Raw genomic sequence first — 22116 nt, forward strand, 5'->3', positions numbered from 1 at the left:
TTCTGGCTGTTAATTGGCTTGCTCAAGCAGTCGTTTATATTGCTCAGTTAAGTGCACCTTGAGTTCAGGGTGCGCTGCTAATAATTCACTAAGCTGTGCTTTCGCAGCTGTGGTATTGCCATCAGCAATGAGTGTATCTATGTGCCTAAATGTATTTGCCACCTCTGCGGTGATAACTTCGAGCTCTAATAACAGCTCACTTTTAGCTGCCATGCTTGGTGCGACAAATTGCCTGTCAGCCATTTTTTCAGATTGTTGACGCTGCTGGGTTTGTTTTAATTGCATCATTTGAGCCTGCTCTTGCGCTTGTTGATCTTGGTATTGCGCTTCACTTTGCATCATTTCAAGCACAGCCTCTGGTGCTGTAGCGCTTTGCTCATCGCTTAAAGTTTGCAGCTCATTCATAGCCTCAGGCGACTTAAAATACTGTGCGGTATTTTGCACATATAAAACTGCCACTAATACCAGTGATGCTGCTGTCGATAATTGCCCATACCAGGTTTGATAAAAGCGCTTAGGTTTTGTGATTGGAGTTACTTTATTAGCTGTAACGTCATCTGCTGCGCGTTTTAGTATTTGCTCATCAAGTTGTGAACTTGGCTGCTCCGTTGCACCCCGTTTATAAAGTGAAGCAATATCATGACGGGTTAACTTATCGCTCATTGCTAGTCTCCAATTTATAATTGATACAATGCTTTAGCTTGGCTACAGCGTAACGGATGCGACTTTTGATATTTTCAGTTGTTTCTACCACTAATTCGGCAATTTCTTTGAGAGTAAAGTCAGCTTCGTGTTTGAGTAAAAACGCTTCTTTTTGCTCTCGGGGTAATTGCGCTAAACACTCTTTTAGCTGCTTAGCTTGCTGGGCCTGATCAAGTTTTTCAGTATCTGATTGACTGTTATGATCAGCAAATTCGGCAGTTTCAAGATCTTGATTATCGGCGTCTAACCATTTACTTTGCGTACCAGCGCGGCGGTAATAATCAATCAATTCATTATGCGCAATACGATACAACCAGGTAGTAAATTTGGCGCTCACTTGATACTGCGAGCGCGCTTTTATTAGCTTATTCCATACTTCTTGATAGAGCTCTTCAGCCACTTGCGGGTTAGCGCATTGGCGTAAAAAATAACGATATAAGCTATTTTTATGGCGCAGGTACAGCTGGGTAAAAGCCTGTACATCGCCTTGTCCATAACTCAACATTAATTGCTCATCAATTAGTTCTGTCATAACGTCCTTTACTTAAATCACCGTGCCGCTACTTAAATCACAATGCCGCAGCATTATTAACGAGTTGCACAAACTCACTGCGATAACCAAATGTGTCTATGCCTTTGTTAGCGGTTGCCAATTTAGCGCAATCTTCATACTGCCAGTCCCCCGTATATTTTGCACCTTTTAATAACTGCGCAAACCCAGCGACTGCCGCGGCAAATTTAAAGTCAAAGCTTGCCTGCGATAACGGCTGTATTTTATCGCTGCTAATTGCTTGAGTAAGCAACTCACTTTGCTCTGTGTCTGGCTGTTTGTAGCGCACTTTTACAAAGGCAAGTTCATTGCTGGCAAGCGGTTTTTTATCTTGATTAGATTGGTAGCGCAGTTCATCTATTTGTTTATGCTCGGAGTTTGCTAGCGTAATCTCATACAGCGCTGTGACTGTGTGGCCCGCCCCCAACTCTGCAGCATCGACCTTATCGTTATTAAAATCTTCATTAGCGAGTACGCGATTTTGATAACCAATTAAACGATATTCTGCGACCTGTTGAGGGTTAAACTCCACCTGAATTTTTACATCTTTGGCAATAATTTGCATGGTACTACTAAGCTCATCAACCAGCACTTTGCGTGCTTCGTTAATGTTATCAATATAGGCATGTTGACCGTTGCCAATATTAGCGAGTTGCTCCATTAAGCCATCATTATAATTACCTTGGCCAAAACCAAGCGTAGTCAAAGCAACGCCCGTTTTACGTTTTGCTGCCACCAACTCTTTGAGTTTATCAACCGATTGCATCCCAACATTAAAATCGCCGTCAGTGGCTAAAATCACCCGATTGATACCACCTTTTTTAAAGTTTTGCTGTGCTATTTGATAAGCCAGCTCAATGCCTTGCTCGCCATTTGTTGAACCGCCCGCAGCCAGTTTATCTAACGCAGCACTGATAACATGTTGATCATTGCCTTTAGTTGCTGGTAATACCACGCCTGCGGCACCAGCATACACAACAATAGCAACGGAATCATTTTCATCTAATTGTTTAGTTAACATGGTTAAGCTGGTTTTTAATAAGGGTAGCTTATTTGCGGCATTCATAGAGCCAGATACATCCAGTAAAAATACTAAATTCGCCGCTTTTAAATCTGCTTTTTCAATTTCAAACCCTTTAATGCCAATTTTTACTAATTGCCGATGCTCATTCCAAGGCGCCGTTGCCACCTCAGTATGTACCTTAAAGGGTGAGTTAATAGTCTCGGGCGCACTGTAGTCATAATCAAAATAGTTTATAAAGGCTTCTTCGCGCAGGGCATCAACAGGCGGTAGCTTACCCATATTCAACATCCTACGGGTATTACTGTAACTGCCCGTGTCAACATCAATTGAAAAAGTAGATACCGGCTCAGAGGCTGTTTGCTTAACAGGGTTCTGCTGTGATTTTAAATAGTTTTCACGATCTTGCTCTGTAATGAATACAGCATCATCTGCAGTTGGGCGAGACATCGGCGGCATTAAACTAATGCTGGCGTTTGTGTGTATCATCCCTTGCGGCATTGCTTCGTAACTTACAGCATGTAACCGCTGTGTTTTTTGCATCTGCTCTTGTGCAACTAACACCTGTTCACTGCGGGCTTTACTTTGCGTAATTTCAACTTCATCTGCTTGCTCTTTTACTGAGTTTTGTGGTGCTTGCTTACAGCCAGTTAAAACAACTAAAACGGCAAGACTTAGCACCGTAAGACTCATTTGTTTGTTATTGCCATAATCATGAAAAACGTTATTCATAAGTCACCTTTTTAAATCAAATTTGGATTACTACAGCTATAAACGGATGACTTGAAAAAGTGGGGTTAATTTTTTTTAAAGGCGCTAGCTTTTATTTAAATTGTTAAGAATAAGTTATTCAAAATTAAAGGCTAATGAGTAGTCAATTTAATATCAACGCTATTACCCTTCGGGTATAATTAAATCACTTTCCATCAATTTGGTGATTTAGTTTTGTATTCTACCCCAACTAAGCGGACTGCTTTTTCTTCTATTATTCTCATTCTCGGCGTTTTCTTTATTGCTGTTAATTTACGTGCGCCAGTGACTGGTATCGCTCCTGTACTCGAGGAGATTATTGCCTCTTTTAGCTTGTCTCCTTCTCAGGCTGGAATGTTGACTACCTTACCTTTAATAGCTTTTGCATTAGCCTCACCGCTGGCTAATTTACTTGCTAAAAAGCTCGGACTTGAAGTCGCCCTTTTTATTGCCCTAATACTTATTGGTGCGGGGCTGGCTTCTCGACTCATCACCAGCGTGCCTTTGTTGTATTTAGGCACCGCTGTTATTGGTGTGGGTATCGCTATAGGTAACGTCCTACTTCCGAGCTTAATAAAGCGCGACTTCCCGCATAAAATCGCTGTTATGACCTCTGCCTATGTATTGGCGATGGCTATTTTTGGCGGTGCTTACTCTGCTATCGTACTACCACTCAGTGAGTGGCATAATTTAGGCTGGCAGCTAGCACTTGCAAGTTATGGTTTATTTACTTTACTCAGTATTACTCTTTGGTTGCCACAACTTAAATACCACACAATGCCAGTGAAAGAGTTAACCCCACCTCCCGTACAAGCTAATGTATGGAAACAATCTCTCGCATGGCAAATTACTCTGCTATTGGGGCTTAATTCATTTTTCACTTATATTATGGTCGCATGGCTACCCAGTATTTTAATTGAAGGTGGCATATCGCCCGTTAAAGCAGGCGCTATGCAAGGGGCATTTCAGGCGGCCTCAGCAATCCCTGGCATTGTATTGATCCCGTTATTAGCGAGATTAAAAGATCAACGAGTTTTAACCAGCTCACTCGCCCTAATTGGCGCACTGTGTTCATTTGGTTTGCTATTTATGCCTGGGTTAGCTTTGTTTTGGTCAATTACCTTAGGCTTTTGCTCAGGTGCCTGTTTTATTTTAGGTTTGTCGTTTGTGAGCTTACGCACACATAACAGCCGTCAAGCAGCATCGCTTTCAGCCATGGCACAATGTATTGGTTATTTAATTGCAGCAACAGGGCCGATGCTAGCAGGTGCATTGCATGCTTACTTTAATAGCTGGGCATCTACTTTGTGGTTATGTGCCATAGCAAGTTTAGGCTGTGCGCTATTCGGCTATCTAGGTGGTCGCAATATTACTTTAAAAAAAGATGCTTAAGCCAACTTAGTAAAGTCTGCTTTTTGGGTTGCTGAACATGTTGCTTAGCAGCCCACCTCTTTTTTAGCCTCTTTTCTTTCCTCAAGACGTGCCTGCGCTAAATTTGCTTTAGCAGCAAAACGTAAACGTTGCTCTGCGCTCAACTCATTATCGAATTTAAATTGTGACTTCTTAACAGTCCGGTTTGATTTTACTGAACTACACATTAGCTGTCTCCCAAAATATCTCTTTTAAGTAGACAGCGAAACGACTAGTTTTCTTTCAATTATTTATTTGGCGGGACTGTTTCAAAACCCTTAATTGCATTTAACTCTTTCAACCAAGAGGGGCTCGAACGACACCATATTTGCGCTTTAGGGATTAGTTGCTCGCGCTGCTCGACTGCGCCCATACGTAAGCCATACACTTTATCGCCCTCACCGACTGAAGTTGCATATAACGACGTACCACAATTGCCACAAAAACCCTGTGCACGTTTATTGCCGCTCTGTGCAGTTTTTATATATTCTTTAGGTGCAGCAGCGGTAAAAGTTACTCTATTAGGCTGCGACATCACTACCGTACGAAAAGGCGCACTAGCCATGATTTGGCAATCTGTACAATGACAGTTTATTACTTTAGTTTCATCTACCTCTGCAGTGTAAGTTACTTCCCCACAATGACAACGCCCTGTGATTTGCATAATAATCCTTAAATAATTTATTTTTTAATGTTTAAAACTCTACGTTAAAAATTGCCAAAAACACAGCAATACTGCATTTTAGCAACAAATAAATTAGACCGGATTAACGATTTTTATATTGCGTCTTACAGTGACTTCGCCCAACGGCGGGATCACGTAATTTGAGATGTTTTGTTATTCGTCCTGTATGGCGTTTACGCCAAACTTTAAATGAGCCTACAGATACATTACTTCGCATAAAATTAACTAGCTGGGAGTAATTTAATCCATAAAGATGTTCTATGGCCTCAAATGGCGTGCGGTCCTCCCACGCCATTTCAATTATTCGTGATGTATCACTATCATTAAACTGCATTAATCACCAAAACTTTTTTATACGTGCGTATTGTCAATTTAGCTCACTCTAGTTCAGCGCTTATATCTACTCGCCATGGCGGGTTTAATCTATTTTCACCCGCCCAATACAACTTGATCTTGTTTCCTGATGGGTCTGTCAGTTTAGCCTCATGCCATAAATAGCGCTGTTCAATAATCTCAGTATCAAATTTAATACCTTTGGCTTTTAGAGATTTTACCCACTGGTTTAAATCATCACATTCAAAGTAGATAACGGCACTATTAGTTACAGCATTATCAGCAAGTACTAATGAAAACGTGGCTTTATTAGCGCATTCAAAACGTGAGTAATGATCCGTTTTTACAATTTGTGTAAAGCCCATAGTCAAGTAAAATTGATTTGCTTTTTCGATGTCAGAGACAGGTAAAGTGATTTGATTAAGGTTCATAGTCGTTACCTAAATAGTGAGTTAGATAACGACTTTAAAACCTTAACCAAACTTGAGGTCAATGAATAATTATTACATAGGTATTAAGAAGATTGATAGCGGTTTGCCTGTTTAATACTAGCAAAATCATTAAAGCGAACACCGTGTTTTTGCATTACCTCAAGCACTTTCTTACTAATCATCTGGCGCAAATAAAATGGCTGATTCGGCACAAAGTGATGAATTGTATGGGTATGGCCAAAGTTAAAGCAAAACAAATTAAACGGCGCAAATAAGCGGCTGGTTATTACATGGGTTTGCTCCAGCATATTGTTCACGCCACCGTAGTAATGCATTGATGAAGTCACAAAATTTAGCGAGCTTGAGCGCACAATATTGGGCACAATTAACACCACCATTAAAAACTCAAACACCGTCATCACATCTAATAGTAAAACCGGTGAGTTAGCTTCAAGTGGTACAAATAGATTAACTAAGTGAAAAATAATAACGGAGTATAAAACTGCAAAATACGCAGTAGTTACTGGGAACCCAGCATTAAATACTTTAAAAAAGCTAAAGTCTTTAATTTCTTTGCTAAAACGCTTTGTGTTAATGAGTAAACCAAGCAAGCCATCAACAATTACTAATGCGCGTAAAAAAGGATTTTTAATGCCGTTGCCGACTAAACGCTCTTCAAGATCTTGTTCAGTGCCCGAGGTTTTATGATGATGTAAATGCATCTTGCGGCGATACCATGGACTAATAGTGTTTGGTCGCATCAACCAAACGGTGAGCATCATAAAGTTATGTAAAAAAGGCTGATTACTAAAATATTGTTTATGAATAAGATCGTGTTCTAATTCATGGGAAATTGACGCAGCAATTGCCGCTAAAATAATACACAACCAAGCGGGAATAATAGCGAAGTAATAAAGCGTACCAACGCCAATTAACGCTGCAAGAGAAAGTAAAAGAATCACCATTCCTAAGGTGTTTTGATGGGCTAACAGCGGGTGTTTTTGGCGAAGCCTTGCTTCTTCCGCTTTAATCGTCTTCACAATAGCTTGAATATTTTCTTTGGCACTTAACGTGTTCATAAATAGCAACTGATAATCAAAGTTGCGCAGATCATACCCGAATAAATAAAAAGCTGCTATAGCGAGAGAAACGAGCAAATAAAAGTGTGGTTAGTTTAAGTCAAGATGTTTCTTATGGATATTAGCTTTCAAGTTCGTCCTCATTTATTTCTCATTTGCTTCTCTTTGTGCAAAAAATTAAGTGAATTATTCACAAAGAGGTGGAGAAGCGCTGCGCTTTAGAGGGCAATAAGTAAATGCCGCCCTTGTAACATAAGGATTACTGTTTATCGCTACTTAATTGCATATATCATAAGCTATTTGCTTAACACTACCACAACATACGAAATAAGTTATATGAACCAATGCCTAACAATGCCAAGCCAACGATGCAGCCAATAGGGATTAAAGTTTGCTTGGAATGTTGTATAGCTTTTTCCATTCCATATTTCTGAACCCACGCAATGCCTTTAGGGCTTGTTTCTAAGTAACTCTTTAAACGTGATTCATTCGCTAGTAACAACAAATTCCTAGATAAGAAGAAAAGACCTGCAACCAAGAGGAGTCCGTTAATTATAAGTGCTTGATTCATAAATATCCTTTTGACACATAACGAGCCTGTGGATTAACTCGTTTTTAATTTATTTTTATTGATGCATTAACCATAGCCGAGTTCCTATTTTGATTCAATCGGTTACTTAGACTTTACGTAAAATATAAAAAGAGGATTTGCTGTTGCTTTAATTGGACTTATAGCGTGGATTACAGGTGTTTAAGTGGCTTATTTAAAGTGATAAAGGCTCCCTTATTAATAAATCCATAAAAAAGCGTTTGCGAATTTTGTATATCAGTAACTGTCGCGGTAAAGGCGGAAAGTTAAGCGCACCTATTAACTCGGCTTCTATTTTATAAGAACGCTGAAAAGTGGTGTAAATATGCTTTGCGAGTGCCTTATTTGTATTGTCTAACTTTGCGAGCATTATTTGAAGATCCTTGCTTGTAATACCCTGTAATATGTATTTTTTGGCTACCGCCCTACACTTTCTTCAATTAATGAATGCCCGCACAATGGTGTGCGGCACTTAATAAAAGGAAGAATAAAATGTCTGATGAAAGCTTATATCTAGTAAAATTACAATTCCAATCGGGTGTTGTTGGCGGTGGTTCTATGGAAATTCAATTTTCTGTGGATGCAAAGACAGGGGCACTCAATGGTCGTGCAAATGGCAGTATCCAAGAAGGTACACAACATGCGCCACAATTTACATCGAGTGCAACAGGCCATATGCATGCAACAGGTTATAATGATGTCACGAAAGTCGGTGCTTTGACAGGCCAAGCTATTGTGTCTTTCCCACCGCCTGCAATTGGTAGCTATCAGTCACCTTTTACGGCAAGTTTTGCAGTAGATAATAATTGGAGTGGTAAAGGCAGTTTTTCTGTTGGTGATAACACCTATCAGTGCCATGTAAGTCTAATCGACTAACCAATCCTATTATAGATTAGTATCGGTACTGCCCTCCCCTAGTACCGATAACCTCCATTAACAGCCTCTATATCTAAAACCTTCATGCAGTAAGTTATTTGCGTTAGTTTTCGTTGACGTTTCAAACTAGCAAGTGACAAAAGTGACTTCTAGTCGTTTCTAAGTGTATTATAGTGAAAAATTCATTAACTCGAATTTGCAAATAACCATAATAATTATGAATAGATTGCAAAGGATCCTGCCTACAAAATGAAAACTAGTAAGCTAAGTATCAGATTATTATGGTATATCACTCCTTTAGTGATTTTACCGCTATTATTTTTAGGTGGTTTTACGCTTACCAATGTAACAAGCTCTACACAAAAACAAGCTGAATTAATTGTTAGTCGCTTTGTAGAGCAACAACAACAAAAAGTATTTAATTACATTGACTCATTTCACTCTACTACCAAGCTTTTATCCACCTCGCCGGTATTAAGTGATTTTTTAGCAGACGATCTTCGTGATAGTGGAAATTATACTCGTCGACTTGGTGCTTTAATGGATGTATTTGCCAGTTACTCCGAAGCTTACCCAGATATTATTAGTGTCAACTTAGTCTCTCCAAGCGGCAGAAGCAATGCTTACTACTCGAGTAACTTAAACACAGCGCCTACTCAATACCCTTTCTTTTCTCGTGTATTGCAAAGTAATTTACGTCAGCAACAATTCATGGTGCAAAAGAGTGACGGCACCACCAGCCTTTACTTTATACAACGAATTTATAGCGCTGATTATTATTTAAAACGCCCGCAGCAGTTAGGATTTATTATATTGCATGTTGAGCCATCAATTTTAAACACCAGTATTTTAGAATCACCCTATAACAATACTCTGAACCTCTTGTTAACCGAAGACGGTAAGATCTTATTTAGCTCAGATTACGATAAACGAGGCCAATACATTAGTGAGTATGAGCTCAAACAAATTCACAACTTGGCTGATTTAGGCAAACTTTCAACCATTGAGCTATCCAGCATAGACAAGATTGAGCGGATGATTTATGCCGTGCAAATGAGCGGCGGCTATTATTATGTTTCAACTATTCCTAAAGCCTTGTTATATCAATCAGGTAAAGCAATAAGTTTGATTACTGCCCTGATAGTTATCATTTCTGTTATCACCCTGCCGATGTTGATTTTTATTGTTGTGCGTAACTTATTATTGAACCCGATTGAACTTTTAGGTGCGGCGAGTCATCGCGTTGGTGATGGTGATTTATCAGTGTATTTACCTGCCCATAATAATGACGAAGTGGGTGTTTTATTTAATGACTTTAATCACATGGTGAACCAAATACGGCACTACCAAGATGAATTAGAGGAATATAAGCATCACCTTGAAGATAAAGTAGAAAGTCGGACAAAAGCACTCGAAACCATGAATAGCCAGCTAGAGTCAGCTATTGCACAAGCTGAACAAGCAAATCAGTTAAAAAGCCGCTTTTTAGCGAATATGAGCCATGAAATTCGCACTCCGCTCACTGCTATCATGGGCTTTACCGAGCAGTTAATACACAATAAAAAAGCAGCGAGTGATGAGCTACACTTAACCACTATTTTGCGTAACTCCAAGCACTTATTAGAACTTATTAATAATATTTTAGATTTATCAAAAATTGAAGCCGAAAAGTTAGCCATTGAAAAGGAACCCCTTGATATAGTGCAACTGGTGCATGATATTGATTCGATTATTCGCCCTTTATCACAAGAAAAAATCTCAAATGTGATATAAATTTTCATTTACCATTACCAAAAATAATCAACTCAGATGCGACTAGGCTAAAACAAATCCTCATTAATATTGCCAGTAATGCAGTTAAATTTACTGAGCGAGGTTTACTCTCGTTAGATATAACCTTTGATACTGAATCGCAGCTCATGGAGTTTGCTATCCAAGATAGCGGCATTGGCATGTCTGAGCACGAGATTGAACGAGTCTTCAAACCATTTGAACAAGCCGATACAACAACCACCCGACGTTTTGGCGGTACAGGACTGGGGCTATGTATTTCAAAAAACTTGGCGCAATTACTTGGCGGTGATGTATACGTAAAAAGCGCCCCCGGTGAAGGTAGCTGCTTTAGGGTAAAAATAGCCTCTAACTTAGAGACTGAGAACAATGAACCCACCCTGATGCTTACCGAGTTAAGTCAGTTAACCCCAGTGAAAGACGAGCAACTTTCATTTGCAGCCAATAGTTTTGATGCCAATATCTTAGTTGCTGAAGATAACCCTGATAACCAAGTATTAATTACGTTACTACTACAAACATGGGGCCTTGAACCTGATATTGCTAATAACGGGGCTGAAGCGGTAGAAATGGCTTTAGTGAACGATTATCAGGTCATTATCATGGACATGCAAATGCCGGTTATGGGTGGCTTAGAGGCAACACAAATGCTTCGTCATGCTGCCTACGATGGCCCTATCATTGCACTTACTGCCAATGTTATGAAACATGATGTAGATACATACCTTAATGCAGGGTGTAACGAAGCCTTAGCTAAGCCTATAGATAAAGATGCCCTTGAGAACGTTTTAGTAAGGTATCTACATATAGAAAAAGACAGCCAAAACAAATGGGATACATTACTTAATAGTGAAAAATTCCAGCAAATAAATGAAAACTATCGCTCCAAATTACCTGAGTATTTAGCGCAAGTGAACAAGTTATATCATGCTGGTGAGTGGGAAGAATTAAGAGCACTAGCGCATAATTTAAAAGGTAGCGCAGGATGCTTTGGTTTTACTAACATTCATCTAGCAGCGGCGGCACTTGAAGATAATTTACGTGGTCGCAAAAACGATAAAAACCGTCGAGATTACTTAGCCTTGAGTTTGATTGAAGCAATAAAATACACCCAAAGCCAAGAGCCATTACCCAAATAATAAAGTCATGCCCATCAAAATGGCGTCTTCAAAGCCATTTTTATTAGGGCAGTCACTGGGGTAGTAGTTCTTGCGTACTGACATTTCGCTAAAGCCAGCAAGCTCATACAGTTTAATTGCACGTACGTTGGTTTCACGTACTTCTAAAAAGAGGTTTTCTGCATTATGTTGTTCACCAAAGGCAATAAACTGAGCGAGTAGCTGCTTTGCAATACCTTGCCCCTGAAAATCTGGCGCAACGCAAATATCCATTAATGTAAAGTCAGGGCCTGCTTTTTCACCAATATAAAACCCCACCATGCGATCATCGTTAAATGCAGCCAGATTAAAATACCGTCCTGCCAGACAAGATTGCATCGTGTTAACTGTCCACGGATGACTGTGACAAGCATTTTCAATGCCCATTAATGCGTCAATTGAAGACTCAGTAACACTGTTATAGGTTATCATATGTTTTTACTCATCAGCGCCCACAGCGCGCGTTTATGCTCAGGCTCAAGGTGTGCCGAGGGTAAGCTCAACGTGTCGTTAAGCCAATTTATGCTCTGTGCTTGGAGCACATGATTAATAGTATGTGGCGCAACGGCCCGGTTTAGATCGGCTAACAACACAGCATTAAGTTCAAGTATGTGACTTTGCGACTCTATAGTAGGCTTTTTTTCGGCTGACGGTTCAAGATGAGTATCCACACTATCATATTGAGTAGTATCACTGCGAAAGTGCTGGTTTAGTTCGAGGTTTTCTATACCAAAAATAGCTGCGTAACGTGGATGCATAACAACTCAGTAAATTTAAACTCTGGAACAATATAAGAAGTAATAAAAACGATGTAAAGAAGAAATGGCAGGGGCGGAGAGATTCGAACTCCCAACCGTCGGTTTTGGAGACCGCTGTTCTACCAATTGGAACTACGCCCCTGCAATGACGACGAATTATAGAGACCTTTCGCTAAAGGTAAAGAAAAAAATCACTTTTTTAATTTGTTTGCTTTTTTAATAATCAAAACGGTGAATTATCATGCTAGAACGTGATTTTAAAGTTAATTTGAAAAACCGCATACAGGCTACCCTTCTCTAACATGTAATCAAAAAAGAGGCATATATAACAAAACCTTATGAAAGTATTAATAGTTGATACCAGTTTTCGTTATCAACCGACTTTATATAATATTACTATTGCTCAGTATGGCGTGGTCACCAGTCCTAGTCACCATTTTAGATTCATTTACAATTGAGCTGCCCATTGGGCTTGCAGAAAATAAACCTTTGGAATATAGTTGTCAGTAACAACCTAAATCAGTGTACCCTATAGATGAACTCAAAATCTAAACGCGCAGAAGCGCTTTACGAAGCAGTTAACCAACTGATCCGCGTACATCAGTTCCGAGATCGTGAAAGTATATGCTGTCACAATGTATCGGTCGCTCAGTGCTACGCACTGGAAACACTTGTAAAACTTGGCCCTCTGAGGCTTAAAAGTTTAGCAGATGAGATGTGTCTCGATAAAAGCACGACAAGTCGTGTAGTTGATGCATTAATTCGCAAGGGCTATGCGTTAAAAACATTGGATCCACTTGACCAACGTGCTGTTCAGATTTCACTGAGTTCTGAAGGTCATGAGTTATATACAACCATACGTAAAACCTTGATCGACGAAGAGGCATCAATGATAGCGGATATCTCTCCTGAAGTTGTTGATGCAGCTCTTGTTTTACTAGGAAAACTTACCGCAGCGGCACGAGCCCGACTAGGCTCGTAAGCTATTTTTTAACTAAATTGTTGTTAGTAACAACGAAATCAGAGGCTTATCTATGACATATAATGTTAAAAATTTACCCATTGCCATCATTGGCGCTGGCCCCGTTGGCTTAAGTGCAGCAGTTAACTTAATTGATATGGGGCTCACTCCTATTGTTTTTGAATCAGGCAGTAGTGTTGGCTCTAACTTAGCAAAATGGGGCCATGTGCGTATGTTCTCCCCTTGGTTATACAATATGGATCCTATTGCTATTTCTCTTCTCAAAAAAACGGACTGGATCGAGCCAGTTCTAAGCGAATTCCCAACTGGACAAGAATTACTTAAGCGCTATGTAATCCCTTTAGCGTCCCACGAAGCGATTACTCCACACCTGCATTTAAATACTCGCGTTGAAAACGTCAGCCGTCAATATCACGATATTCTTCGAAATGAAGGCCGGAAAAACGCGCCTTTCGTAGTACGTACCTCCAACTCTGAAGGTCAAAGCGATATTCTTGTTCAAGCTGTAATCGATGCGTCTGGCACCTATCAAACACCCAACTGGCTGGGCGCTCACGGTATTCCCGCTCTTGGTGAACTTGCAGCTTCACAATCTATTATATACGGCGTGCCTGATATTTTAGGTCCTGCCCGTAAACAATACGTCGGCCGGACTGTACTTGTCGTAGGTGGCGGCCATTCAGCATTTAATGCATTGCAGGATTTAGTCAAACTTTCTGAACAATCTGATGGTATGCGTGTTTTATGGGGGATACGTGGTTCCTCCGCCAACAACATCGTTCGTTCACCTGAAAATGATGAGTTACAAGAACGCAGGCGACTTGAAATGCACATTCAAAAGCTACTAGATGAGGGGAAGATCGAAGTATTTACCAATATAGCCATTGAAAGCATGAATTATGAAAACGGTAAATTAATCTTACAAAACCGTTCTGGTCAATTGCCTCCTGTAGATCAGATAATTGCAGCAACAGGATTCAGGCCAGATCTAGATGTAATGTCTGAGTTGCGCACTTCTCTAGATTCTGCGACCCAAAGTCCAGCAGCTCTTGGGCCACTCATTGATCCAAACCTTCATACTTGTGGTTCGGTCCCTGAACATGGTGCTGCTGAGCTTTCACACCCTGAGAGCGGTCTATATATAGTGGGAATTAAAAGCTACGGACGTGCCCCGACGTTTTTGCTAAGAACAGGCTATAAACAGGTTAAATCTGTCGCATCTGCTCTTGCAGGAAAAACAGAAAGTGATGTTCAGACTGCCGATGATGCTACTGCTTGTGACCTTTTATCAGTCAATCGAAATTGCTCACAATAGCCCCCCTTCCCTCTGATCGCGTTATTTTACTAAAAATAGCTTTAATCAGAGGGTTGATCAATTACATTGAACAAAGTGGAGTGAAATGCAAAATTTAATTCAACGTCACCCTCTATTTATTATTGTGCTTGCACAATTATGTGGCACTTCACTTTGGTTCTCCATAAATGGGGCTGGCTTAGCTCTTATCAACGATATTGGATTAAGCGAAACTGACCTTGGCTGGTTGACTCTAACCGTTCAGATGGGTTTTATCTCTGGCACGTTAATTATTGCCACAACAGGTCTAGCAGATAAATTACCTGCCAATCATATTTTTGCAGTTTCCTGTCTAGTTGGCGCGATGGCTAATGCTAGTTTTGTTCTAGTAGCTGCTTATCAGCCATACGCTTTACTCTTAAGGTTTCTCACAGGTTTGTGTCTGGCTGGTATATACCCTTTAGGTATGAAGCTAGTAATTGGCTGGATACCTAACTATGTAGGATCAGCTCTAGCCTGGCTAGTAGGTATGTTAACGATGGGCACTGCTCTGCCTCATTTACTGCGTGGCGCGACGCTAGAATTTCCTTGGGAGTGGACAATCGTGAGCGCTTCTGGGTTAGCATTGCTGGGCGGCACAGCTATATTCATTTTAGGTGATGGACCGCACCTACCGCCTTCAAGCGGCAAAGCAAAGTTACGTGACGGGTTTTTTAGCCATACGTGAACGGCGCCTACGCGCAGTTGCATTCGGCTATTTTGGGCACAGTTGGGAGCTTTATGCGCTATGGACACTTATTCCATTTATGGTGACCCGCGAAATAATGCGCCTAGATGCTCAGAGTTATTCTGTTCCCTTAATGTCATTTTCCATCGTCGCGCTTGGCTTGTTGGGTTGTATCGGTGGAGGAACGCTTAGTCGACGCATAGGCAGTCTACCAGTAGCGCGTTTGGCTATAGCGTCCTCCGGACTGATCTGCCTGATCTATCCGTTGGTTGCCTTTTGGCCGCCCGAAGTTATGCTTTTATTACTTGCAATCTGGGGATTACTGTAATTGCAGATTCCCCTCAGTTATCAGCTCTAATTGCCGAAACAGCCCCAAAAGAGCAAATAGGTTCAATTTTGGCCATAATAAATAGCATAGGCTTTGCTTTGACCATTCCATCAATTGCATTAACAACAACCTTATGGCAATCTCAGGGAGTTTGGGTAACATGGTGGCTACTCCCTGGGCCTGTTATAGGCCTTTGGGCAATGCATAGTCTACGTCGGCAAGGGTAATTTCAAACCTACCCAAGCCCACAAACAAAAGCCCAGCGAGAACGCTGGGCTTTAAGGTTTAGACTGTTATTGATAAATACTACTAGGTATTAGCTATCAGCACCTATCATTCCCACTCTATCGTTGCCGGTGGTTTACCTGAAATATCGTAAACAACACGAGAAATACCGTCGATTTCATTGATGATACGGTTTGAAACCACACCTAAGAACTCATACGGTAAATGTGACCAACGTGCGGTCATAAAGTCGATAGTTTCAACGCAACGTAGACTTACAACCCAGTCGTACTTACGCGCATCGCCCATTACACCAACCGACTTAACCGGTAGGAATACAGTAAACGCTTGGCTCACTTTATGATAAAGCTCTGCTTTGTGTAGTTCTTCAATGAAGATTGCATCAGCACGGCGAAGTAAATCACAGTATTCTTTTTTGATTTCACCCAGTACACGAACACCTAAACCAGGCCCAGGGAACGGGTGGCGATAAAGCATGTCGTACGGTAAACCTAGCTCTAAACCAATTTTACGTACTTCATCTTTAAATAATTCACGTAGAGGTTCAACTAAGCCCATCTTCATGTCATCTGGTAAGCCACCCACGTTGTGGTGAGACTTGATCACATGTGCTTTACCTGTCGCAGACGCTGCCGATTCAATTACGTCTGGGTAGATAGTACCTTGACCTAACCACTTCGCATTTTTAAGTTTTTTAGCTTGCTCATCAAATACATTGATAAAGGTGTGACCAATCGCTTTACGCTTATCTTCAGGATCTGACTTACCAGCAAGATCCGCTAAGAACTGATCTTCTGCATCAACTTTAACAATATTAAGGCCAAACTTGTTGCCAAACATGTCCATAACTTGCTGACCTTCGTTTAAACGAAGTAAACCGTTATCAACAAATACACACGTTAAACGCTCGCCAATCGCGCGGTGAATAAGCATCGCCACAACCGATGAATCTACACCGCCTGACAAGCCTAAGATAACTTCGTCATCACCAACAGTTTCTTTAATACGCTCGATAGCATCATCAATGATTTTTGCTGGAGTCCACAGTTTTTCACAGCCACAAATATCAATTGCAAAACGTTCTAATAAACGCTGACCTTGATGCGTGTGCGTTACTTCTGGGTGGAATTGCACGCCGTAAAAACGCTTTTCTTCGTTAGACATTGCCGCATGCGGACAAGTAGATGTTTTAGCTGTGGTGGTAAACGTATCTGGAATTTCCATTACTTTATCACCATGACTCATCCATACGTCGAGTACGCCATTACCGCCATCAGTAATGTGATCTTCAATCGCATCAAATAATGCACAATCACCTACTTTTTCAACTTGGGCGTAGCCAAACTCTTTTTGTCAGAGCTGTGTACACGACCACCCAGTTGCGTTGCCATTGTTTGCATACCGTAGCAAATACCTAGCACTGGCACACCAGCATTAAATACATACTCAGGAGCACGCGGGCTGTTTTCTAGGGTTGTTGACTCAGGGCCACCAGAAAGAATGATACCTTGTGGGTTGAATTCACGGATTTGCTCTTCCGTTACATCCCATGCCCACAGTTCACAGTAAACACCAATTTCTCGCACACGGCGGGCGATCAATTGCGTGTATTGCGAACCAAAGTCTAAAATAAGAATTCGTGAATCGTGAATGTCTTTGCTCATTGAGGGTCTCGTTAGTCAAGAACTGGCATTCAGGTAACCTGAATGACTATAAATAAGGGCCAGCAAATGCTGGCCCAGTAATTTCAATATTTTATGGCTATTAGCCTAAGCGATAGTTAGGTGCTTCTTTAGTGATTTGCACGTCATGAACGTGTGATTCACCCATACCTGCCGAAGTAACACGTACAAACTGTGGCTTAGTGTTTAGCTCATTAATGGTTGCACAACCCGTTAAGCCCATTGCACTGCGCAGGCCGCCCACTTGTTGGTGGATGATAGTTGCGATTGGCCCTTTATAAGCCACTCGACCTTCAATACCTTCAGGAACTAGCTTGTCAGCTTGGTTTGATTTTTGGAAGTAACGGTCTGATGAACCTTCTTTTTGGTCCATCGCACCTAAGCTACCCATACCACGGTATGATTTATAGTAGCGACCTTGGTAAAGTTCAACTTCACCAGGGGCTTCTTCAGTACCCGCAAGCATAGAGCCAACCATGACACACGATGCACCAGCGACTAATGCTTTTACAATATCGCCAGAGAAACGAATACCGCCATCGGCAATAACTGGAATGTCGCGACCTTTTAGGCCTTCAACAGCATCAGAAATAGCCGTAATTTGTGGTACGCCACAACCAGTTACAATACGTGTAGTACAGATTGAACCAGGGCCGATACCTACTTTAACTGCATCAACACCCGCATCAGCAAGGGCAATAGCACCTTCTGCTGTAGCCACGTTACCAGCAACAATTTGTAAATCAGGGAATGCTTGGCGTGTTGCCGCTACGCGGTCGATAACACCTTGAGAGTGGCCGTGTGAAGTATCAATTAGTAACACATCTACACCGGCTTCAACTAATGCAGCAATACGCTCATCAGTGCCCGCGCCAACACCAACAGCAGCACCTACACGTAGACGGCCTTGCTCGTCTTTACATGCGTGAGGCTTGTCTTGTGCTTTTTGGTAATCTTTTACAGTAATCATACCTTTTAGCTTAAAGGCATCATCAACAACAAGGATTTTTTCGATACGGTGTTCGTGCATTAAGCCTAAGATTTCTTCGCGTGCCGCGCCTTCTTTAACGGTAACAAGCTTGTCTTTTTTAGTCATAACAGTTGAAACTGGTTGCTCAAGTTTCGTCTCGAAACGCATATCACGGCTGGTAACAATACCAACAAGGCCATTATCAGCATCCGTTACCGGAAAACCTGAAAAACCTTTTTCTTCAGAAAGAGCAACTGCGTCCGCAATCGTTAAATCCGCAGTAACAGTAACAGGGTAAGAAACAATGCCAGCTTCGTACGTTTTAACTTTACGTACGTTTTTAGCTTGTTCTTCAATCGTCATGTTTTTGTGGATAAAACCTAAACCGCCCTCTTGCGCTAGCGCAATCGCTAAGCGAGCTTCTGTTACAGTATCCATAGATGCTGAAACTAGCGGCAAGTTAAGATTGATACCACGCGTTAAGCGAGTTGAAATATTTGCCGTGTGTGGCAAAACAGTAGAATGACCTGGTACTAAAAGTACGTCATCAAAGGTAAGAGCTTCTTTAGCAATTCTAAGCATTTTGGCAACTTCTCACATGTGGATCTTGTATAAGGAATTGCGGCCAAATTTTATCAGCGTTATTGGCATGAGTAAATAAGATTTAGCAAATATTTATGATAAAATACCCTCATCAGCGTTTTTGAGAGTCGTTTTATGGCCATAACTTCAAAGCAGCAAACGATTTATACCGTATCTAGGCTAAATCGAGAAATAAGAACTGTGCTTGAGCAAGGGTTTGCATCGTTAATTTTAACCGGTGAAATCTCAAATTTTATAACTCCCGCATCAGGTCACTGGTATTTCACTTTAAAAGATGACCGTGCTCAAGTAAAAGCCGCGATGTGGCGTGGCAATAATCGTGGACAACGCTATCGCCCTGAAAATGGCGCACAAGTTACTGTGCGAGCACGAGTCTCATTATACGAACCCCGTGGCGACTATCAGTTAATTGTAGAGCATATGGAAGCTGCGGGTGAAGGCCAGTTAAAGCAAGAGTTTGACGAATTAAAAATGCGCCTTGCAGCGCAAGGGTTATTTAGCTCTGCACATAAAAAACCTTTACCCAATGTTGTTCATCGAGTGGGGGTGGTAACCTCTGCCACTGGGGCTGCAATCAAAGATATTTTAACGGTACTCAAGCGCCGCGCACCGCAACTTGAAGTCGTTATTTACCCCGCCATGGTGCAAGGGAAAGACGCTCATTTACAGCTAATTGATAAAATTACCCTGGCAAATATTCGTAATGAAGTCGATGTACTTATACTTGGCCGTGGCGGCGGCTCATTAGAAGATTTATGGTGCTTTAATCATGAGCTGCTTGCTCACGCTATTTTTGAAAGTAGATTGCCAATTATCAGTGCTGTCGGTCACGAGATAGACACCACAATCAGTGATTATGTTGCCGATATACGTGCTGCAACCCCCAGTGCCGCAGCCGAGCTAGTCAGCCCAAATAGTGCTGAGTTAACAAACCAAGTTCAGCAAATGCTTAACCGACTAGCTAACGCATTTAAACATCAAGTGGCCAATAAACGAAGGCTTGCTGTGCAGCTTGAGCACAAACTCACACTTTGCCACCCGCGAAACCAGTTAACTCAGCAGGCACAACGCTTAGATGAGCTCAGCCTTGCATTACAAAATGCTATGCATCAACGTCTTTATCAGCAAGAGCGCCGATTAGCTAATTTAAAGCCACGTTTAGTACAGCGCTCCCCCGATAGAAAGCTTTCGCAAGCGGATCATCAATTGCAACAGCTACAAGCGCGATTACAACAAGCTATACAGCAACGCCTTGGTAGCGCTAAAAACAACCTTGCTATGCAAGCAGGCCGATTAGATTCAGTCAGCCCACTGAATGTACTCGCGCGCGGTTATAGCATTACTAAATCAAAACAAGGTAAGGTGATTAAATCAGTCGCGAGTGTTAAATCGGGTGATGTACTAATTACTGAACTGGTTGATGGCAGCATTGAGTCTAAGGTTAACTAAATAAACTATAGTTAACCTTAGTTATAGTTTACTGCTCTGTGCTGAGTAACAATTTAAAATCATCGTCACTCGATGTAGAGGTACTGGTTTTAAATTGTTGCCAAAATTCTTGCTTTACTAACTTATCGTTTAATTCTCGCCATTGAGTATGGTCAAACGCATCGTTATCTTCTGGCGCGACTAATTCAAACTTACACACTGATGTTTTGCACTGTGCACTGACAAGCTCTGGTGCAACGGCTAAATCAGCGGTTACTAAGAAATCTTTTAAGGCTGTTTCTGTTCGATAAGCCCACTCTTCATCTCGTGTTTGCTCGTCAAATCTATCAAGCAGTACTTGTTCAAAATCAGAAGGGGCTCTCAGTTGCTTTTGATAACTTTTCACTGTGGCTTTTTGCACAGCAAGCGCTTGCTTTAGCTCTTTTACTTGTTGCTGTAATTGCTCTTTAGAATGTGATGAATCAAGGTCGCTATCATCAGGCTGCTTTTCTACTTGCACAGTGGGCGAAACGTCTATTTGAGCTACTTCAACAAACTCACTAGATACTTTAGGGTGTGTTTGAATAAACTCTACATCAGTGTGTTGTTGTGAAGACGTAGGCTCAGTAAATAAAAAATAGCCACAGGTCAAGGTTACGCCCGCCATAAAAGCGAGCAATAGGGGCAATGGGCTATTTTTTATCATTCTTTGTAATTCCTTTACTACGTTTTATAACATAGCACTTTTAAAGCATGGCACTAGTGTGCGATTCATTTTCGGGCTCAGCTTCTAAGAAGTTTTGATTCATACTTTGCGCTGGACAGGGACAATTTGGTTTACCTACAATTTTAGCAGGTACGCCGACGGCTGTTGTATGCGGCGGTACCGGGCTTAGCACAACTGAACCGGCGCCAATTCTAGCGCCCTCGCCGACTTCTATATTTCCGAGTACTTTTGCACCAGCGCCAATCAATACCCCTGCACGAATTTTAGGGTGACGATCACCTTTTTCGTTACCAGTACCACCTAGGGTCACAGATTGCAAAATTGATACATTATCTTCGATTACAGCGGTTTCACCAATCACTATGCCAGTTGCATGGTCAAACATAATACCATGACCGACTTTACAAGCAGGATGGATATCAACGCCAAATACTTCTGAGGTACGGCTTTGAATAAATCGAGCGAGCTCTTTACGGTTTTGACGCCAAAGGCAATGGGCAAGTCTATGAGCTTGAATTGCATGAAAACCCTTTAAATTTAAAATAACAGTCAGGTATGTATCGGCAGCAGGGTCTCTATCTTTAACCGCTTTTATATCATGAGCAACATGAGTGAGCATTCTATCGCAGTCAACAAAGGCTTGGTCAAACAATTCGCGAATTGTAAAAGCAGATACAACGGCATCAGACAATTTATTTGCAACAATAAAGCTTAATGCCGAACCTAAACATTCATGGTTTAAAATGCATGAATAAACATGACTTGCCAAGAGAGGTTCGCGAGTTACAACTTCATTTGCTTCAGTACGAAGCTGTTGCCAAATTTCATGACGCATAGGACGACCTTAAATTAATACAAAATATGCTTTGTGCCAGTTTAACGGATTTCATCGCAAATGTGTTAACCCTGTAATTATTTGTTCTGGTTATTAGTTATAACTAATCGTAAACAAAAATGCCCCTACTTTAAGGGGCATTTAGTTAATGTGTATTTAGTT

At 41.2% G+C, this 22116-nt stretch carries 21 protein-coding genes, 1 tRNA gene and 2 pseudogenes; 8 read left to right on the forward strand and 16 right to left on the reverse strand.

Annotated features, from left to right (window positions below; genetic code table 11):
- Window positions 1-9: 9 nt before the first annotated feature.
- The 3 genes from ACU8V8_RS12670 to ACU8V8_RS12680 are packed head-to-tail and all read right to left on the reverse strand — an operon-like array spanning window position 10 to window position 3005.
- A complete protein-coding gene (locus ACU8V8_RS12670; RefSeq protein WP_446887748.1) occupies window positions 10-663 on the reverse strand; it encodes a hypothetical protein in 654 nt (217 codons plus the stop codon).
- Complete coding sequence (locus ACU8V8_RS12675; RefSeq protein ID WP_446887749.1) at window positions 653-1234, reverse strand: sigma-70 family RNA polymerase sigma factor; 582 nt, start codon at window positions 1232-1234, stop codon at window positions 653-655. Before ACU8V8_RS12675 ends, ACU8V8_RS12670 begins: the two co-directional genes overlap by 11 nt.
- Before the next feature lie 37 nt (window positions 1235-1271).
- Window positions 1272-3005 (reverse strand): vWA domain-containing protein, encoded by a 1734-nt coding sequence (locus tag ACU8V8_RS12680; protein WP_446887750.1) that lies wholly within the window; start codon window positions 3003-3005, stop codon window positions 1272-1274.
- Between the two features lie 213 nt (window positions 3006-3218).
- Here ACU8V8_RS12680 and ACU8V8_RS12685 point away from each other — a divergent pair, with 213 nt between their 5' ends.
- The gene (locus ACU8V8_RS12685; RefSeq protein ID WP_446887751.1) at window positions 3219-4415 is read left to right on the forward strand and encodes an MFS transporter; all 1197 of its coding nucleotides are present in this window, start codon (window positions 3219-3221) and stop codon (window positions 4413-4415) included.
- A 44-nt stretch (window positions 4416-4459) separates the two neighbouring features.
- On the opposite strand, the gene ACU8V8_RS12690 is transcribed toward ACU8V8_RS12685, so the two are convergent.
- The 6 genes from ACU8V8_RS12690 to ACU8V8_RS12715 form a co-directional block, all read right to left on the reverse strand.
- Window positions 4460-4621: a hypothetical protein gene (locus ACU8V8_RS12690; protein ID WP_446887752.1), complete on the reverse strand. Its 162-nt coding sequence runs from the start codon at window positions 4619-4621 to the stop codon at window positions 4460-4462.
- 59 nt (window positions 4622-4680) lie between these two features.
- Window positions 4681-5097, reverse strand: a complete 417-nt coding sequence (locus ACU8V8_RS12695) for a GFA family protein (protein WP_446887753.1) — start codon at window positions 5095-5097, stop codon at window positions 4681-4683.
- Between the two features lie 103 nt (window positions 5098-5200).
- Complete coding sequence (locus ACU8V8_RS12700; RefSeq protein WP_256828241.1) at window positions 5201-5452, reverse strand: TIGR03643 family protein; 252 nt, start codon at window positions 5450-5452, stop codon at window positions 5201-5203.
- A gap of 43 nt (window positions 5453-5495) precedes the next feature.
- Complete coding sequence (locus ACU8V8_RS12705; protein ID WP_446887754.1) at window positions 5496-5882, reverse strand: VOC family protein; 387 nt, start codon at window positions 5880-5882, stop codon at window positions 5496-5498.
- 83 nt (window positions 5883-5965) lie between these two features.
- Entirely contained in the window at window positions 5966-6961 is a 996-nt protein-coding gene (locus ACU8V8_RS12710; RefSeq protein ID WP_446887755.1) for a fatty acid desaturase, read from the reverse strand.
- Window positions 6962-7271: 310 nt separating this feature from the next.
- Window positions 7272-7532 (reverse strand): hypothetical protein, encoded by a 261-nt coding sequence (locus tag ACU8V8_RS12715; RefSeq protein WP_446887756.1) that lies wholly within the window; start codon window positions 7530-7532, stop codon window positions 7272-7274.
- A gap of 510 nt (window positions 7533-8042) precedes the next feature.
- Between ACU8V8_RS12715 and ACU8V8_RS12720 the strand changes: the two genes are divergently transcribed.
- Together ACU8V8_RS12720 and ACU8V8_RS12725 are read left to right on the forward strand one after the other, a co-directional pair.
- Window positions 8043-8426 (forward strand): DUF1842 domain-containing protein, encoded by a 384-nt coding sequence (locus tag ACU8V8_RS12720; protein WP_446887757.1) that lies wholly within the window; start codon window positions 8043-8045, stop codon window positions 8424-8426.
- A 249-nt stretch (window positions 8427-8675) separates the two neighbouring features.
- A pseudogene (locus tag ACU8V8_RS12725) lies at window positions 8676-11356 on the forward strand (ATP-binding protein).
- On the opposite strand, the gene rimI reads toward ACU8V8_RS12725, so the two are convergent.
- The 3 genes from rimI to ACU8V8_RS12740 all read right to left on the reverse strand — a co-directional run bounded on the left by rimI (window position 11345) and on the right by ACU8V8_RS12740 (window position 12274).
- Window positions 11345-11806, reverse strand: coding sequence for a ribosomal protein S18-alanine N-acetyltransferase (gene rimI, locus ACU8V8_RS12730; RefSeq protein WP_446887758.1), 462 nt, complete (start codon window positions 11804-11806; stop codon window positions 11345-11347). The pseudogene ACU8V8_RS12725 and the gene rimI overlap by 12 nt on opposite strands.
- Window positions 11803-12132: a hypothetical protein gene (locus tag ACU8V8_RS12735; protein ID WP_446887759.1), complete on the reverse strand. Its 330-nt coding sequence runs from the start codon at window positions 12130-12132 to the stop codon at window positions 11803-11805. The genes rimI and ACU8V8_RS12735 overlap by 4 nt, the downstream gene beginning before the upstream one ends.
- A gap of 65 nt (window positions 12133-12197) precedes the next feature.
- Window positions 12198-12274, reverse strand: a tRNA-Trp gene (locus tag ACU8V8_RS12740).
- 393 nt (window positions 12275-12667) lie between these two features.
- Here ACU8V8_RS12740 and ACU8V8_RS12745 point away from each other — a divergent pair.
- From ACU8V8_RS12745 to ACU8V8_RS12760, 4 genes are all read left to right on the forward strand, one after another.
- Window positions 12668-13114 (forward strand): MarR family winged helix-turn-helix transcriptional regulator, encoded by a 447-nt coding sequence (locus ACU8V8_RS12745; protein ID WP_446887760.1) that lies wholly within the window; start codon window positions 12668-12670, stop codon window positions 13112-13114.
- A 52-nt stretch (window positions 13115-13166) separates the two neighbouring features.
- On the forward strand, window positions 13167-14429 hold the full coding sequence (locus ACU8V8_RS12750) for an NAD(P)-binding domain-containing protein (RefSeq protein ID WP_446887761.1): 1263 nt from the start codon (window positions 13167-13169) through the stop codon (window positions 14427-14429).
- An 85-nt stretch (window positions 14430-14514) separates the two neighbouring features.
- Window positions 14515-15135: an MFS transporter gene (locus tag ACU8V8_RS12755; RefSeq protein WP_446887762.1), complete on the forward strand. Its 621-nt coding sequence runs from the start codon at window positions 14515-14517 to the stop codon at window positions 15133-15135.
- A gap of 396 nt (window positions 15136-15531) precedes the next feature.
- Window positions 15532-15690, forward strand: a complete 159-nt coding sequence (locus tag ACU8V8_RS12760; RefSeq protein WP_446887763.1) for a hypothetical protein — start codon at window positions 15532-15534, stop codon at window positions 15688-15690.
- A gap of 106 nt (window positions 15691-15796) precedes the next feature.
- Here the strand turns inward: ACU8V8_RS12760 and guaA are convergent.
- Window positions 15797-17373 (reverse strand): annotated as a pseudogene (gene guaA, locus ACU8V8_RS12765) (glutamine-hydrolyzing GMP synthase).
- A gap of 100 nt (window positions 17374-17473) precedes the next feature.
- A complete protein-coding gene (gene guaB / locus ACU8V8_RS12770) occupies window positions 17474-18943 on the reverse strand; it encodes an IMP dehydrogenase (protein WP_446887764.1) in 1470 nt (489 codons plus the stop codon).
- A gap of 135 nt (window positions 18944-19078) precedes the next feature.
- On the opposite strand from guaB, the gene xseA reads away from it, so the two are divergent.
- Window positions 19079-20413, forward strand: coding sequence for an exodeoxyribonuclease VII large subunit (gene xseA, locus ACU8V8_RS12775; protein WP_446887765.1), 1335 nt, complete (start codon window positions 19079-19081; stop codon window positions 20411-20413).
- Between the two features lie 28 nt (window positions 20414-20441).
- Here the strand turns inward: xseA and ACU8V8_RS12780 are convergent, their stop codons facing one another.
- Together ACU8V8_RS12780 and cysE are read right to left on the reverse strand one after the other, a co-directional pair.
- Window positions 20442-21098, reverse strand: coding sequence for a hypothetical protein (locus ACU8V8_RS12780; protein ID WP_446887766.1), 657 nt, complete (start codon window positions 21096-21098; stop codon window positions 20442-20444).
- 40 nt (window positions 21099-21138) lie between these two features.
- Window positions 21139-21954, reverse strand: a complete 816-nt coding sequence (gene cysE, locus ACU8V8_RS12785; RefSeq protein ID WP_446887767.1) for a serine O-acetyltransferase — start codon at window positions 21952-21954, stop codon at window positions 21139-21141.
- Window positions 21955-22116: the final 162 nt, after the last annotated feature.

The organism is Pseudoalteromonas sp. SaAl2, from assembly GCF_052947895.1.

Bases quoted from the DNA above. Each gene is read 5' to 3' on its own strand.
- ACU8V8_RS12670 (WP_446887748.1), bottom strand. From the start codon at position 663: ATGAGCGATAAGTTAACCCGTCATGATATTGCTTCACTTTATAAACGG.
- ACU8V8_RS12720 (WP_446887757.1), top strand. From the start codon at position 8,043: ATGTCTGATGAAAGCTTATATCTAGTAAAATTACAATTCCAATCGGGT.
- ACU8V8_RS12750 (WP_446887761.1), top strand. From the start codon at position 13,167: ATGACATATAATGTTAAAAATTTACCCATTGCCATCATTGGCGCTGGC.
- cysE (WP_446887767.1), bottom strand. From the start codon at position 21,954: ATGCGTCATGAAATTTGGCAACAGCTTCGTACTGAAGCAAATGAAGTT.
- xseA (WP_446887765.1), top strand. From the start codon at position 19,079: ATGGCCATAACTTCAAAGCAGCAAACGATTTATACCGTATCTAGGCTA.
- ACU8V8_RS12780 (WP_446887766.1), bottom strand. From the start codon at position 21,098: ATGATAAAAAATAGCCCATTGCCCCTATTGCTCGCTTTTATGGCGGGC.
- ACU8V8_RS12755 (WP_446887762.1), top strand. From the start codon at position 14,515: ATGCAAAATTTAATTCAACGTCACCCTCTATTTATTATTGTGCTTGCA.
- ACU8V8_RS12690 (WP_446887752.1), bottom strand. From the start codon at position 4,621: ATGTGTAGTTCAGTAAAATCAAACCGGACTGTTAAGAAGTCACAATTT.
- ACU8V8_RS12705 (WP_446887754.1), bottom strand. From the start codon at position 5,882: ATGAACCTTAATCAAATCACTTTACCTGTCTCTGACATCGAAAAAGCA.
- ACU8V8_RS12680 (WP_446887750.1), bottom strand. From the start codon at position 3,005: ATGAATAACGTTTTTCATGATTATGGCAATAACAAACAAATGAGTCTT.
- ACU8V8_RS12745 (WP_446887760.1), top strand. From the start codon at position 12,668: ATGAACTCAAAATCTAAACGCGCAGAAGCGCTTTACGAAGCAGTTAAC.
- ACU8V8_RS12695 (WP_446887753.1), bottom strand. From the start codon at position 5,097: ATGCAAATCACAGGGCGTTGTCATTGTGGGGAAGTAACTTACACTGCA.
- ACU8V8_RS12735 (WP_446887759.1), bottom strand. From the start codon at position 12,132: ATGCATCCACGTTACGCAGCTATTTTTGGTATAGAAAACCTCGAACTA.
- ACU8V8_RS12715 (WP_446887756.1), bottom strand. From the start codon at position 7,532: ATGAATCAAGCACTTATAATTAACGGACTCCTCTTGGTTGCAGGTCTT.
- ACU8V8_RS12700 (WP_256828241.1), bottom strand. From the start codon at position 5,452: ATGCAGTTTAATGATAGTGATACATCACGAATAATTGAAATGGCGTGG.
- ACU8V8_RS12710 (WP_446887755.1), bottom strand. From the start codon at position 6,961: ATGAACACGTTAAGTGCCAAAGAAAATATTCAAGCTATTGTGAAGACG.
- rimI (WP_446887758.1), bottom strand. From the start codon at position 11,806: ATGATAACCTATAACAGTGTTACTGAGTCTTCAATTGACGCATTAATG.
- ACU8V8_RS12675 (WP_446887749.1), bottom strand. From the start codon at position 1,234: ATGACAGAACTAATTGATGAGCAATTAATGTTGAGTTATGGACAAGGC.
- guaB (WP_446887764.1), bottom strand. From the start codon at position 18,943: ATGCTTAGAATTGCTAAAGAAGCTCTTACCTTTGATGACGTACTTTTA.